13 protein-coding genes are annotated in these 14,343 nt (G+C 36.4%); 7 read left to right on the top strand and 6 right to left on the bottom strand.

Features of this window, described 5'->3' with window-relative positions; all coding sequences use genetic code 11:
• Positions 1–77: 77 nt before the first annotated feature.
• The 3 genes from purT to AAZR93_RS08855 all read right to left on the bottom strand — a co-directional run bounded on the left by purT (position 78) and on the right by AAZR93_RS08855 (position 3,426).
• Positions 78–1,256: a formate-dependent phosphoribosylglycinamide formyltransferase gene (gene purT / locus AAZR93_RS08845; protein WP_434719576.1), complete on the bottom strand. Its 1,179-nt coding sequence runs from the start codon at positions 1,254–1,256 to the stop codon at positions 78–80.
• Between the two features lie 111 nt (positions 1,257–1,367).
• Entirely contained in the window at positions 1,368–2,294 is a 927-nt protein-coding gene (gene rarD, locus AAZR93_RS08850) for an EamA family transporter RarD (protein ID WP_336429667.1), read from the bottom strand.
• Between the two features lie 187 nt (positions 2,295–2,481).
• Positions 2,482–3,426 carry an aminoimidazole riboside kinase gene (locus tag AAZR93_RS08855; RefSeq protein ID WP_434719577.1) on the bottom strand — a complete coding sequence of 315 codons (945 nt, stop codon included), beginning with the start codon at positions 3,424–3,426 and terminating at the stop codon, positions 2,482–2,484.
• 245 nt (positions 3,427–3,671) lie between these two features.
• Here AAZR93_RS08855 and AAZR93_RS08860 point away from each other — a divergent pair, with 245 nt between their 5' ends.
• Positions 3,672–5,105, top strand: a complete 1,434-nt coding sequence (locus AAZR93_RS08860; RefSeq protein WP_434719578.1) for a glycoside hydrolase family 32 protein — start codon at positions 3,672–3,674, stop codon at positions 5,103–5,105.
• A gap of 52 nt (positions 5,106–5,157) precedes the next feature.
• On the opposite strand, the gene AAZR93_RS08865 is transcribed toward AAZR93_RS08860, so the two are convergent.
• A complete protein-coding gene (locus tag AAZR93_RS08865; protein ID WP_434719579.1) occupies positions 5,158–6,153 on the bottom strand; it encodes a LacI family DNA-binding transcriptional regulator in 996 nt (331 codons plus the stop codon).
• A gap of 474 nt (positions 6,154–6,627) precedes the next feature.
• Here AAZR93_RS08865 and AAZR93_RS08870 point away from each other — a divergent pair, with 474 nt between their 5' ends.
• Complete coding sequence (locus AAZR93_RS08870) at positions 6,628–7,257, top strand: response regulator transcription factor (protein ID WP_434719580.1); 630 nt, start codon at positions 6,628–6,630, stop codon at positions 7,255–7,257.
• A 679-nt stretch (positions 7,258–7,936) separates the two neighbouring features.
• On the top strand, positions 7,937–9,370 hold the full coding sequence (dhaM, locus tag AAZR93_RS08875; RefSeq protein ID WP_434719581.1) for a dihydroxyacetone kinase phosphoryl donor subunit DhaM: 1,434 nt from the start codon (positions 7,937–7,939) through the stop codon (positions 9,368–9,370).
• A gap of 45 nt (positions 9,371–9,415) precedes the next feature.
• On the opposite strand, the gene AAZR93_RS08880 is transcribed toward dhaM, so the two are convergent.
• Together AAZR93_RS08880 and AAZR93_RS08885 are read right to left on the bottom strand one after the other, a co-directional pair.
• The gene (locus AAZR93_RS08880) at positions 9,416–10,033 is read right to left on the bottom strand and encodes a helix-turn-helix domain-containing protein (protein ID WP_434719582.1); all 618 of its coding nucleotides are present in this window, start codon (positions 10,031–10,033) and stop codon (positions 9,416–9,418) included.
• Between the two features lie 394 nt (positions 10,034–10,427).
• On the bottom strand, positions 10,428–11,357 hold the full coding sequence (locus AAZR93_RS08885; RefSeq protein WP_294104982.1) for a haloacid dehalogenase-like hydrolase: 930 nt from the start codon (positions 11,355–11,357) through the stop codon (positions 10,428–10,430).
• A 270-nt stretch (positions 11,358–11,627) separates the two neighbouring features.
• On the opposite strand from AAZR93_RS08885, the gene AAZR93_RS08890 reads away from it, so the two are divergent.
• The 4 genes from AAZR93_RS08890 to AAZR93_RS08905 all read left to right on the top strand — a co-directional run bounded on the left by AAZR93_RS08890 (position 11,628) and on the right by AAZR93_RS08905 (position 14,338).
• A complete protein-coding gene (locus AAZR93_RS08890; RefSeq protein WP_294104984.1) occupies positions 11,628–12,185 on the top strand; it encodes an iron transporter in 558 nt (185 codons plus the stop codon).
• A 92-nt stretch (positions 12,186–12,277) separates the two neighbouring features.
• The gene (locus AAZR93_RS08895) at positions 12,278–12,613 is read left to right on the top strand and encodes a cupredoxin domain-containing protein (RefSeq protein WP_294104986.1); all 336 of its coding nucleotides are present in this window, start codon (positions 12,278–12,280) and stop codon (positions 12,611–12,613) included.
• A gap of 11 nt (positions 12,614–12,624) precedes the next feature.
• Positions 12,625–13,458: an FTR1 family iron permease gene (locus AAZR93_RS08900; protein WP_434719583.1), complete on the top strand. Its 834-nt coding sequence runs from the start codon at positions 12,625–12,627 to the stop codon at positions 13,456–13,458.
• A complete protein-coding gene (locus AAZR93_RS08905) occupies positions 13,451–14,338 on the top strand; it encodes an EfeM/EfeO family lipoprotein (RefSeq protein ID WP_434719584.1) in 888 nt (295 codons plus the stop codon). Before AAZR93_RS08900 ends, AAZR93_RS08905 begins: the two co-directional genes overlap by 8 nt.
• The last annotated feature ends 5 nt before the right edge of the window (positions 14,339–14,343 follow it).

Genomic DNA, 14,343 nt, shown 5'->3' on the forward strand with positions numbered 1-14,343 from the left:
AAAGATGAAATACCAAATGAAATAAATAAGCCCATCGTTATTTTAATGGGCTCACTTAGTCAATTAATAATTGAAAATTAACCTGTCACTTTTACTGTATTTGCCGATAATTTTGCCATATCTAAAGCTTTTTCGATTGTATCACCAATAGCAAGTGCCACGCCTAATCGACGCGTTCCGGCAATTTCCGGTTTACCAAATAGTCGTAATTGAACATCATTTGATAATGCCTCACCAATACCTGAAAAAACCACGTCACAACTATGTAACTCAGGTAAAATAACGGCTGAAGCGCTTGGACCATATTGGCGAATATTACCAATAGGCAAACCCAAAAAAGCCCGAACATGCAAAGCAAATTCAGATAGATTTTGAGAAATTAGCGTCACCATTCCGGTATCATGAGGGCGAGGAGAAACTTCATTAAAAATAATTTCATCGCCACAAACAAACAATTCCACCCCAAATAAACCATAGCCGCCAAGCGCAGTGACTATTTTCGCAGCCACTTCCTGTGCTTTTTTCAGGGCGATATCATTCATTCGCTGCGGCTGCCAAGACTCACGATAATCCCCCTTTTCTTGGCGATGCCCGACAGGTGAACAAAAATGAATACCGTCAACAGCACTAATAGTAAGTAACGTAATTTCAAAATCAAAATTAACCATTTTTTCAACAATAACGCGACCTTGTCCTGCTCGACCACCTTCTTGAGAGTAATTCCAAGCTTGTTCAAGTTGTTCCTGTGAACGAATAATACTTTGCCCTTTACCTGATGAACTCATCACCGGTTTTACAATGCAAGGAAAACCAATTTCAGTTGCTGCACGGATAAAATCTGCTTTATTTTCAACGAAAAAGTATTCAGAGGTCGGTAAGCCAAGCTCTTCAGAAGCAAGACGACGGATACCTTCTCTGTTCATCGTTAAAGATACCGCCTTTGCGCAAGGCACAACTTTTTGTCCTTGTTGTTCTAACTCAACAAGGGTCTGAGTCGCGATAGCTTCAATTTCAGGTACGATAAAATCTGGTTTTTCTGCTAAAACTAACTGACGTAGCGCTTCACCATCAAGCATATTTATCGTATAGCTTCTATGTGCAACATGCATTGCAGGTGCATTTTCATAACGATCAACCGCAATAACCTCAATCCCTAAACGTTGGCATTCAATCGCCACTTCTTTACCTAGCTCTCCTGAACCGAGAAGCATGACTTTTGTAGCAGAGGAGCAAAGAGCAGTACCTAATTGATTCATGATTGATGGCCTTTGTATGCGGACAGATGAAAATAATGAAGTAGATTATATACGCAATCGTTTGCTTTCGCTATGCAGAAACTTTTTAAAACAATAACTATGCCATGATAATCAGAGTTTGGGGGTTTCATCACGCCCTGTTACAAATGGATCTCTACGATGAAATTCACTATAGCGTTTATGTAGCAGAGCAAGAATACAACATAATAAGCCAAGCCAAATGAGAGAGAAACTAACCCCTTTCACCCAATCAAAAAGCTCATTAAATAAGAATACTGCCAATAAAAATTGAATGGTTGGTTCGATATATTGTGCAAGACCAATAACCGTCAATGTTGTTCGTTTAATTGCAGCCGTGAAGAAGATCAGTGGAATAATAGTCACGGGCGCTGCGAGCATATAAAGTAACTTGGTTTGCCAGTCGCCATTCATAACAGCGCTCGTTCCGTTTGCAGATAACCACCATGTAATGGCGAGTGCAACAGGAAATAACCAAAGTGCCTCTAGTAGTAATGAGGTAAAGACATCAAAACGAATAAACTTACGAATTAGGCCATAAATTGCAAAAGCACTTCCCATAATTAAAGCCAGAATAGGTAGTTCGCCATACTGCCAAATTTGATATCCCACTCCTGCACAAATAAAAATCACAGCTAGTTTTTCTGCAAAGATTAGCCGCTCACGTAGGAATATCACACCTAATAGAATTGAAAAAAGTGGATTGATAAAATATCCAAGGCTTGCCGCTAATACCTGCCCATGCGTCAAAGCATAAGTAAAAGCAGTCCAAGAGACAGCCATAATTGATGAGCTGAATAAGCATAAAATAATCGAACGTTTGTCAGCCCAAACTTGCTTCCATAATGATTTATTTTTGATGATCAGGCGGATAAGAAATAGGAAAGGAATTGACCATATCAGGCGTTGGGCTAAAAGTTCTAATGCCTGAGCGCCGGGAAGCAGGCGATAAAACAAAGGGGTAATCCCCCATAATATATAAGAAAAAATAGCTAAAGCTACTCCCGAACGCAGTAACATAGTTTATCCATAGTACAAATGTCAGAGTATAAATATAAACAAGTGAAATACATTCAATATCATACGCTAATATCAAGAAAATAGAACTTTCAGTCATGATAAAACATCACATATTTGCTTAATATTAGTCAATAAACAGCCTGATTAAATCAAGGTGACATATTTATATCACCTTGTTCCACTAGCGTTATAATTCCCTTTGATGCAACGGCGGCTGTTGAGCAATAAAATCAATGAGCTCTTGTTGGGTTGGCGCTGCACTAATCGCACCTTTTCGAGTTGTAGCTAATGCACCGCAAGCCGCGGCTTGAGTCACTATTGTCATAAAATAATCTTCATTATCCGAAACACCATATTGAGCAATAGCTGCGAGCAAACCCGCCATAAAAGCATCACCAGCTCCAGTAGTATCAACGCTTTCAACCTGATAAGCGCTGATCGCCACTTTACTGTTTGGTGTAATCACCAAGCAACCTTTTGCACCCTGAGTCACTATTTTCAAACGCGCTGGATATTTTTTAAGTTTATCAACAGCATTGTCTAAAGAGATCTCTTTGGTTAGCCACAACAATTCATCATCTGATAATTTTAAAATATCCGCTTTATAAGCAAATTCATCAACAATACTGTGCATTTCATTAGGATCAGCCCACATTTGAGGGCGGATATTAATATCAAAACTCAATAACCCACCCGCCTGCTTCATTTTGTCTATTGCTTGTATTAAAGCCTCACGGCATACAGTATGCACTAAAGCTAATGAGCAAAAATGTAAAATATCTTTATCAAATACAGGTAAATTTTTATTTGATAAAAACTGATCCGCGGAAGGTGAAACAAGAAAAGAAAACTCACGCTCGCCGTTTTCATGCAAAGAAACTAAAACGGTACTGGTTCGATGTAACTCATCAAATTCCATCGCACTGGTATCAACATTTAAATCGAATAAGGTTTTCTGCATAAAATGCCCAAAAGCATCTTCCCCCACTCGGCCAATAAAACCACTTGGCTGACCTAACTTTGCAACACCAGCAGCTACATTGACAGGAGCACCTCCTGCACAGGCTTCATATTGCATATTTTGTAAGGGAATTAAGTCTACTACTGCATCACCTAATGACCAGACTTTCATAGATTTTCCTTTAACTGTCGTTTTAATTGTCGTTTAACTGAACCCTAATAATTTTCATTGATAATATGATAAACCATATAAAAATTAAGACTGGTAAATTTATTTTGTTAACGTTAACATAAAGTATAAATAAAGCACGATAAGAACGCACGAATTATCTGCTAATAGTGATTTCCCTAAAGCATAATTCGAGAATCCAAATAAATTAGATAGCCCTACAGCTTAAGCCACACGGAAAACTATTAATGAAAAATCCAATTGAAAATTCAAGAAAATCATTAAATAAACAATTTTATCCTAATTATCATCTCGCCAGTTATACCGGCTGGCTCAATGATCCAAATGGATTAATTTATCATAATGGTTTATATCATGCTTTTTATCAACATCACCCTTATAGCGCTGTTTGGGGCCCCATGCACTGGGGTCACGCAACCAGTAAAGATATGGTTCATTGGCAACATCAGCCGATCGCCCTAGCCCCCGGTGATGAATACGATAAAGATGGCTGTTTTTCGGGATCATCGATAAGCCATGAAGGTAAATTATATTTATTCTATACAGGGCATATTTGGTTATCAGGAGAAGGTGACGATAGCCAAATACACCAAACTCAGTGCTTAGCGGTTAGTGACGATGGTATTCATTTCGAAAAGAAAGGCATTATTATCCCATCCCCTAAGGGCTATATGCACTTCCGAGATCCTAAAGTTTGGCATCAAGATGGAAAATGGTGGATGGTAGTCGGTGCTCGAGATACCCTTGATCAAGGACAAATTTTACTGTTTAACACTACAGATTTGCTAAATTGGAATAATGACTACCAGATCTTAGCCAAAACAGACGATAAAAACGTCTATATGTGGGAATGCCCCGATTTTTTCCCATTAGGCGATCACTTTATCACCTTATTTTCACCCCAAGGAAAAAAAGCACAGGGTAATCAATACCGTAACCTGTACCAAAATGGCTACCTTGTTGGAAACTGGGCTCCAGGGCAACCTTATGAGGTAACCCATCAATTTACGGAACTCGATTTTGGCCAAGATTTTTATGCGCCTCAAACTTTTTTAGCGCAAGATGGACGTCGTATTGCAATTGCATGGATGGATATGTGGGAAAGTCATATGCCATCACAAGCACATGGTTGGTCTGGTTGTTTTACCTTACCAAGAGAACTTTCTCTTAATGAACAAGGTAAAATTATTGCTAAGCCAATTGTTGAGCTCAAAACATTACGTAAAGATCCCATCCATATTCCAGCCGTCGTTATGACAAAAAATACAACGCAACTCATTGAGAAAAAAGCGACTAGCTGTGAAATAGAACTAGTTTGGGATCTACAAAATAGCCCAGCTGAAAAATTTGGCTTCTGGATTGGAAGTGGTATTCAATTTTATATCGATAACCAAAATCAGCGCTTAACATTATCTCGTCACTATCCCGAATATATTATTAGTGATAGCCGAAGCGCACCGCTTCCTCAAACAAAACAACTTAAAATACGCGCATTTATCGATAAGTCTTGTCTTGAAGTTTTTATCAATGATGGAGAGCAAACTTTTAGTAGCCGTATTTATCCGGCAGAAAATGATTGTAGTTTAAAGTTATTCGCAATAAATCAGAACGCAAAATTAGACAAAGCTACGTACTGGCCATTAAAGAAAGCAATTAAATAAATAACCGACCGCAAATAAGGGTTACAATTTGTAGCCCTTACGCGATTAAATCTTAAAAAGATTTGCGCTCGAGTAAGTCACAAGCAACATATTGTGTATCGCAATGTGACCTTTCTTCTATGATGTGTAAAGCCGCTTCTTGCCCTAATTGGTAATGTGGTAACACAACCGTACTTAACGGTGGATAAAACAACTCCCCCACACCAATCATATTATCATAGCCCAATACCGCTATATCCTCAGGAATACGGAGACCCTTACTCAATAATACTTGATAAGCTAAAAAAGCAATTCGATCATTACCGCAAATTACCACATCAAAATCAGGTTGACCATTTTGACAATGGGAATCAATCAACTCAATCACATCAATATAATGTTCATCACCGGACTCTAAATGATATTGCATTAAAGATTCAAGAGGTAGATTTGCCTCTGACCAAGCGGCTTGAACAGCCTCTCGACGCGTTTTTCCCGCTAAGGTATCTTTAGGAATATAGAGACATAATGGCTTTCGATACCCTTTCTCAATTAAACGACAGACTGCTTTATATTGGCCATTAAAATCATCAGGTATATAAGTTGGAAATTGTTTATTTTGACTAACGCAGTTAGCTAATACCAAACGACTTTTATGCAACGATTCTGGAATAGTAACTTCCCTTAATCCCATTGTCGTATAAATAATACCATCTGGCCTCTGGGATAATAATTGGCGAATAGCCCGATCATAATCATCATTCGATGTAATATTAACGACAAAGCTACTCCAACCAAATTGCCTTGCGGTTTGCTCTATTGATAAAATCATTTCAACTGAAAATGGCGTTGTTGCAGTATCAAGCGCTAAAACCCCGACAGTAGAAATGCGCGAGCTTTTACCTCTGATTTTTCGAGCAGAGAAATCAGGAACATAATTAAGCGCATCAATGGCCTGTTGTACCTGTTTTAGTGTTTCTGGCTTCAACAACTCAGGACTATTGATTGCCCTTGATACTGTCATTAAAGAAACACTCGCGAGTCGCGCCACATCTTTCAAAGAGGCCATGTAAGTATATTCACTCAGTATAAAGACATAAAAATAAATTCTATCATGTTAATGATAAAAAGCACTCACTCTTAGTGCGCAAACGAATTTAGTGTGACTGCTTAATAAAACTTCATAAAATCTACGTTTCAGGCTTTTTATGATTATCATTTTGATATATTATTACGCTATTGTATAAAATAATTTTATAAGAAACTTGCAAAATAAAATACCAGAAAACAAGTAAAAGCACCTACATTGTTACAAATCAGTAATCGTTTCTTACGCTTTGACACCAACTTTAACCATTGTTTCTATTTTTATATTAATTTTAACTAGATGATACATTTAATATAAATTATGGTCAGTAATACATTAATAAAAAAAACAACGTCTAGTAGAAAATATTACTGCCTATTTGACTGGGCATTTTATTTATCTACCTATTTTATCAAATTAATATGAATATCAAATCAGTTTAACAGGAGTATGGTGATGAATTGCACCATTCATGTAATTATAGAAAATGATAATGTCTTTAAGAATAAGCTGAAATTAATGATGGAATCTTTTGATTACATCTTTAAATTTTATAATAATGAAGAAGTATATATTAGTAATTATACTTACCCTTTAGAGGAGGGAGCAAAGGAATGTATTTTATTATTTTTAAACAATGATGGAAGTCATATTAATAGATTAAATAACATCAATAATAATTTTGGTATAGTTCCTATTATTATTTTATCAGATGAGCCTTCTATTAGTCTTTGTAGAGAGAGTTTCAAATCAGGTGCCTTTGATTTTTTTCCTTTCCCATTCAAAGATATAGAAATATCAAACTCAATTAATTGTGCGGCTGAACGCTTTACACATGAGCTTGAAGATTACAAAAAATACATATACTTAACCAATAAATTTGATCGACTTTCTATACGCGAACGCGAAATTATGGATATGATCCTTGATGGCAATACAAGTAAGGAAACTGCCGAGAAGCTCTCATTATCACCAAGAACTGTCGAAGTTCATCGTTCGAATATTTACACTAAATTAGGAATAAAGTCATTACCTCAACTTATTCAAGAGTATGATTATATTAATACTTATCCTAAAAACATGTAATTTATATTATGCATTACCTATTTTGCTATAGTTATTATATTCTGATGGTTTAACCTTAAATCATCAGATATTTTAAATATATAAATGTTTTTATACCTGAAAAAAATCATATATAGATAAAAATTCTAAAGAAACAACTAATGACTAGTTTATTTAGGTTTATAGGTACTGTAACTATATCGATTTATATCGATGCTTTGTCGTAAACTAAAGTCTCAATATAACTTATGTACATTAATATTTCACCTATGAAATAATCACTCTGTTTTTTACAGATTCAGCGTAAAATGAAATGCTAAATTTAACTTTTAACTTACTACACTAAAAAGATCCAACTTAAGTTAAACTCTTTTCTAAATTAATGTTATTTGATTTTAATCAATTTTACATTCTAAAAATTTAAGACTATATTTGATATAACTATCCAATATCTTCATTGATAATGCCCCCTCTTGTTCATCTCTTTTTACTTATTAGTTTGTATATTTAATTACTATCTATAAGAAAGCCAACATCGGAATACACACATTTCTGGATGTTGGTTATCTCATTTACGCTTTGACAATATTTTTCAAATTATTGCAGAATATCAGTAGAAGCGTACCTTTTTTCATGTAAAGTTTCCTATGGCTTCAAAAAATAATGATAACATATCGTTACTTTTCCTAAGGAGAACTAAGTGATTGGTTTAATTATTGTTTCTCATAGCAAACAGCTCGCCGAAGGATTACTTCAGTTAGCAAACCAAATGCAAAATACGCAACATTGTCAAATCAGGATTGCAGCGGGTATCGATGATGATAAACACCCAATAGGCACTGATGCAATTAAAGTGATGGAAGCAATAGAATCCTTAGCAGATGCATCTCACATCATCCTCTTAATGGATTTAGGAAGTGCAATACTCAGTGCTGAAACTGCCCTTGATCTTATTGATTCTGAGCTCGCTAAAAAAGTACATCTTTGTTCTGCACCTTTAGTTGAAGGTACTATAGCAATGACGGCCGCAGCTTCGGGTGGCGCACCAATAGATACAATTTTATTAGAAGCAAAAAATGCCCTACAGGCAAAGCAACAGCAGTTAAATGAAGATATTAATTTAACTCCCTCAATGCCGAACCAGCTAGCTCCTACATCTAAGTATGCAATAAAAACCCAATGTATAATACAAAACCCAGCAGGCTTACATCTTCGTCCAGCCGCTAAAATTTCATCAACTCTGGGCGCTTTTAAAGCCAATATTCAACTTCGCCATGGCAACAAAATAGCCGATGCCAAAAGCATGAATCAAATTACACTCTTACAAGCTTATCTGGGTGACAAAATTGAATTAATCGCTGAAGGTGAAGATGCACAAGCAGCAATTGACGCTTTTAATCTATTAGCAGATGAAAATTTCGGCGATGACATTAATACTATTGGCAATTCAAATTTAGTAGGAGAAGTTGTATTTCTGCCGAATGTATCAGGCTTAGCCTATCACCTACCGACTTGTATTGGGCACGATAATAAATCACCACAAGACAATGCTACAGAAATCCAAAGAATGACGCAGGCGCTAAATCAAGTATGCACATATCTCGACACCTTAGCTGATGAGACCGCAAAAATAAGGAACAATAATATTGCAGATATCTTCCACGGTCATAGTTTATTATTGAGTGATGAAGCGCTACTTGAGGATTTAACGCAGCATATTAAGCGCAATTCTACCCATGCCGAATCTGCGATATTAACTGTTTTTAATGAAATGGCAGCTCAATACAAACAACTCTCTTCTCCTTATCTCAAAGCAAGATTTATTGATATTGAAGATTTAAAAAATCAATTATTAAAAACATTGGCTCAGCACACAGCGACGAAATACGCTTTTGCTGAACCAATCATTTTGATAAGCCAAGATCTTGGCCCAATAGAATTAATGCAACATATTCAACCCATGCTTCGTGGTATTGTATTAGCGCAAGGATCGCCATATTCACATACAGCAATTATTGCGACAAAGATGGGCATTCCTATGCTGGTTAATCTTGGTGAAAAGGTAAATCAAATTCCACCGAAAAGTAAGTTAATTCTTTCACTTGAAAAATCCACTTTATCTATTGATAAATAAGATATTATGGCTCATCCCCTATTCATTCATTATGAATAAATGAGCCTATTTATAATCTTTAATATTAATCTCATATTGCTTTAATTTGCGCCACAATGTCGTTCTGCCCATATTCAAAACTTGATGCATCTGTTGAACTTTTCCATTACAAGAATTGGCAGCTTCAATAATTAAAGCTTTCTCAACTTTTTGCATATTAAGCTCTTTAAAAAAAGGGTTAACTTTAGGCTCGCATGCTAATTGTTGTAAATAAAAATGACATTTTAATTTTTCACTCACTTCTCTGCCCAACGAATGTGCTAAAGCCAGTAATATAGTGCTATTTATCTCATTCGTGGATAGTGCAACAACTGCAAGCAAATTACTTTTCTCTAAATAAATTGGGGCTAAATAATAAAATCTACCGAGCAGTTCAATCGAATGTATAAATAACTGACTTTGGGTCTCTTTAGCGATATATTCCGAAAGTGAAGCAGCAATATTGGACGATTTTTCACAAGAATGACTTAACCAGAGTATTTTTCCTTGTGGCTCCATCAACGAAACATCAACTTGCATATCATTTTTAATCAATGCTAAGCCGTCCATTATCGTTACACTCGCAAGTGTAGTTAATAATTCCGATGTTATTGAATTTAAGGCTTTATCTGATAAGTTGGCCACAATGGAACCCGTTGTATTGAGAAGCATAATCACCCTTATAATGAGTAAGTCTTATTTGATTATGTCTACTTAGGATTTAATTTTCATATTCTAGATCAATGTATTGTTTGATAGATTTTTAACTATTGATCTAAATCAATATTCACATATTGGAAGTGAAAACATTCGATAAAAATGACGAAAAAAAGCCCACTTATTTAGACATAAGTGGGTTTTAAAATGAATTAAAAAAGGGTAAAACTGTTAAGCTATACCGATTGAACTCAAACACCTGTTCGCCAACACGTTCGCCATTGAAATAAACCATATCAGCAATTTTTTGCCAATTTTTACCTAAAGAATAAATAAAATTGTATTTATCGACAAAAATGATTTTCCGAGTAAATTGAAACTATTAACGATTAATTGAGCGAGCAATACGTGAGTAGGTATGTCTAACACCACGAATAACAATGCCATAATTTAAAATGTTTTCGGGTAATGCAATGCCGTTATATCCCGAATCACCAATATGATGTAAATCGGTTCCAGCCATTTTACACATCAGCGCAATTTGCCTAATAGTTTGAACATCAGCTCCTTCTTGTGAGGTCCCGATAGCCGTCATCGTCATCACGCCTTGAGAGTGACAATAACTCACCATTTTTTGGACAAACTCTAAAGAAATCCCGGGAACAGTGCCTGGTGCCGGTAGTAAAATAATATCTGCGCCGCTACTAATAAAGGTACGAATATCTTCCTCAGTAATTAATTGCTCAGCAGATGCATTTAACACTCCAGCCGCATGCATTTTTCCAGTAATCAACACCACATCATTGCCGACAACCGCTTTGAGCTCTTTCAAACTTTGGTTAATTTCTTGGTTAGTGACGCCATTGCCCGGGTTTCCGGTTAACACAATGATATCAACGCCCATTTCTTTTAATTTTATCGCATTTTTAACCGTCGCTAACCGCCCTTCTGATATTTTCCATTGCACATCTTGCGTTGGATTATTAAAGCCTGCGGGGACAGGCTCTAGATTGACACCAATAGCACGACCAGTCAGACGCTTTAATGTCCGAATAATATCATTCGCAGGGATACCTTCGGGTAAACCTTGCATAATAGGATTATTCACATCAAATACATTCAACAATAAAATATCTGCGCCTTGACTTGCCGCTAACTCTGCATTTGTGACAGTCATCAATACGGGTTGTAATGTGCCGATTGTTTCTGACACTAATAGACGCCCTTCACTCCCTTTAATCGATTCTAATAAATCCTTTTTACCTAATCGTAAAATTTCAGAAGCTGAACAATCAAGATAACGTTTTTGCATTTACAATACCTTCATGAGTCGATGAATTTTAAATAAGTTAATTATATTTATTCGAATATATCACGGCAGAAATAATAAAAATCCCATACAACTCACTTCTCATAAAGTTATTTTGTTTAAATTAATAACTTCATCTAATAAATTGATTATTATAGTTTTTTAATAAATAGATAACCCATATCGAATTTTATCTAAAATTTTCACTTGTATTCATTGAATAGTAATGATTATCATTAAAGTTCTATATTAAATAATGGTAAGGACGTATCAATGAAACTCGCCTATCAAGCCGCTGTTTCGGGTCTAGTATTATTTTCAGTTACTGCATTCGCTCAAGAATATCCACTCGGTCATCCTATTATTAAGAATGGAATGGAGATTCAAGGTGTCTATCTACAACCTATCACGATGGATACCGAAGAAGGGCATCATGCGATGTCTCACCTAGCAGCGGATAAAGCGGATATTCACTTAGAAGCGGACATTCATGCTGTTGAAGATAATCCAAATGGCTTTGCAGAAGGTGATTGGATCCCTTACCTCACTATCGAATATTCTGTGACTAAGCTGGGTGATAAACCACAAACTCAAACGGGCACTTTCATGCCTATGGTGGCAAGCGATGGTCCTCATTATGGGGAAAACATCAAATTAGATGGCAACGGTAAATACCGTGTGACTTACAAAATCTACCCACCTTCATATAATAAACAAGCTGCATTTGGCCGCCATATTGATAAAGAAACCGGTGTTGCTCCATGGTTCCAGCCTTTTGAAACTACTTGGGATTTCGACTACGCAGGTGTAGGTCGTAAAGGTAGTTACTAATTAAATTCAAATTAGTAAAGGGCTTACCGTGGGCTATTTTCTCACGTAAGCCTTTTTTGTTTGTCGTTATTGATTAATTATTCGAGCTCATAATGAAAACATTACTCAGCCTTTTACTGGTTATCATTTATGCATTAACCCCTCAGACTGTATTTGCTGCTGAGAAATTTACCGTTGAATTAGAAATGAAAAATGGGGATTTAATTCCACGTGTTCTTGAAGTCCCTGCAAAAACAATTATTCGCATCAAAATCACCAACACAGGTACAGAGCCTGCCGAATTTGAAAGTCTTCAACTACGAAAAGAAAAAGTATTAGCCCCGGGCGCAAGCTCAGTTGTGGTCATTGCACCGCTCAAACCTGGCACTTATACCTTCTTTGATGACTTTCACCTTTCTCACCCTAAAGGTGAGATCATTGCAAAATAGTAGGATTTAAAATGGGGCAAGTTCTCTTTGTAGTATGGCGTGAAAGCTTTGAAGCACTTTTAGTCATCGGCATTATTTATGCTTGGATTAAACGTCATCCAGATGCACGTAATGGTATGAAATTCCTCTGGGGTGGTGTTGCACTCGGAATTATTATCTCAATTGTTCTCGCATTGCTTATTTATGGTGTCTTCAATGTTCTTGATGATACTGGCCAATCCCTGTTTATGATATTTATGGAAATACTCGCCTGTATTTTGATTGTCCAAATGGTCTATTGGATGAACAAACATGGCAGTTCCATGAAATCTGAAATTGAAACTGGAATTAGCCGCAATGCTGAACACCATAACTGGTGGGGAGCCACAATTATTATTGCCATCGCGATCGCACGTGAAGGCAGCGAAATCGTCGTCTTTCTCTCGAGCTTTATCATGTCGCTCAATGCTGAAAACGCAAGTGAATTTTTCTTAGAGGCTGGCGGTGGCATTCTTATTGCAGCGTTAACATTATATGCCTTCCTTTTAACTAATCGTTTTGTTTCTTGGAGAATTTTCTTCAAAGTAACTGGAATTATTTTACTCTTCCTTGCGTTATCGTTATTACTAAAAGGCGTAGAAGAAATCGCTAATTTGCTAATTGAATATGATTATTCAATTCCTGAGTTTCTGATTTACCCCGCTTGGGATAGCACCGCATTTCTAGATGATTCAAATATTGCAGGTAATTTCATCTCTTCATTTTTTGCGTATCGCTCTCAGCCTATTTGGTTAAGTGTTATTACCTTTGTTGTTTACTGGATTGTCGTTATTACGTTATTCACGCGGAGCAAAAGAAATGCGTAAAACAATAACCGTAATTTTCAGCTTTCTTTTACTGACAATCGTATCCCTGCCTGCCTATACCAAAGCCCTAAGATCCCCTGTGCAAACAGGGGACGATATTGTGATAGCCAAAGGTGATATCGCAACCCCAGAAAAGTATCAGCAAGCAATTCGAACCTATTTGCTATTTGCAACTAATGAACTTGGTGAGATGGTTTCTCAATTAGAGATACTAAATCAAAGCTTAAAAAAGGGTGACCTACAAAAAGCGCAAAATGCTTACATCACAGCACATCAACATTATGAAGCGGTTCGTCCTATCATCATGCTATTTGGTAATACGGATAGGACGATTAATCCACGAGCTGATTATTTTCTTGATAAAGAAAAAGATTATCGTTTCACCGGATTCCATTTAGTTGAATACCGCTTATTTGAGCAAAAAGATGTTAAAACTGCGTTACCTGCTGCCGAAGAATTATTCCTCAAAGGACGTGATCTTTATAAACGCGTACAGACTGAAACGATTGAAATACCTAAACTTGTACAAGCTTCCGCTGATTTTATTGAAATGATCCTCGAAACAAAACTTGCGGGAAAAGAGAATATTTATAGTCAGTCTGATTTAGCCGATATCGCGGCGAACCTCAGAGGTGCTCAAGAAATCATTGAGGTCATTTCACCTTTTATTCAATCTAAAGAGCTCGACCAAATAAAAGAAAATGACCAACACATAAACAAAATAATACAGTCGTATCAACTCACTAAAGGTAGCTATTCACCTTATAGCCAATTAAATCAAAAAAATAAAATGCGGCTATATTCGCTACTAACGCAACAAGCTGAAGCACTCGCAACATTACGTGCGCAGCTAGATGTTGATGTTTATTATAAATATTAAGGCAT

Source organism: Providencia sp. Je.9.19 (assembly GCF_051129765.1).
Lineage (GTDB): Bacteria > Pseudomonadota > Gammaproteobacteria > Enterobacterales > Enterobacteriaceae > Providencia.

What these genes read in the sequence shown, in the direction of transcription:
- AAZR93_RS08860 (WP_434719578.1), top strand. Translation starts at nt 3,672, where the DNA reads ATGAAAAATCCAATTGAAAATTCAAGAAAATCATTAAATAAACAATTT.
- AAZR93_RS08900 (WP_434719583.1), top strand. Translation starts at nt 12,625, where the DNA reads ATGGGGCAAGTTCTCTTTGTAGTATGGCGTGAAAGCTTTGAAGCACTT.
- AAZR93_RS08905 (WP_434719584.1), top strand. Translation starts at nt 13,451, where the DNA reads ATGCGTAAAACAATAACCGTAATTTTCAGCTTTCTTTTACTGACAATC.
- AAZR93_RS08855 (WP_434719577.1), bottom strand. Translation starts at nt 3,426, where the DNA reads ATGAAAGTCTGGTCATTAGGTGATGCAGTAGTAGACTTAATTCCCTTA.
- AAZR93_RS08895 (WP_294104986.1), top strand. Translation starts at nt 12,278, where the DNA reads ATGAAAACATTACTCAGCCTTTTACTGGTTATCATTTATGCATTAACC.
- AAZR93_RS08865 (WP_434719579.1), bottom strand. Translation starts at nt 6,153, where the DNA reads ATGGCCTCTTTGAAAGATGTGGCGCGACTCGCGAGTGTTTCTTTAATG.
- purT (WP_434719576.1), bottom strand. Translation starts at nt 1,256, where the DNA reads ATGAATCAATTAGGTACTGCTCTTTGCTCCTCTGCTACAAAAGTCATG.
- rarD (WP_336429667.1), bottom strand. Translation starts at nt 2,294, where the DNA reads ATGTTACTGCGTTCGGGAGTAGCTTTAGCTATTTTTTCTTATATATTA.
- AAZR93_RS08890 (WP_294104984.1), top strand. Translation starts at nt 11,628, where the DNA reads ATGAAACTCGCCTATCAAGCCGCTGTTTCGGGTCTAGTATTATTTTCA.
- AAZR93_RS08870 (WP_434719580.1), top strand. Translation starts at nt 6,628, where the DNA reads ATGAATTGCACCATTCATGTAATTATAGAAAATGATAATGTCTTTAAG.
- AAZR93_RS08885 (WP_294104982.1), bottom strand. Translation starts at nt 11,357, where the DNA reads ATGCAAAAACGTTATCTTGATTGTTCAGCTTCTGAAATTTTACGATTA.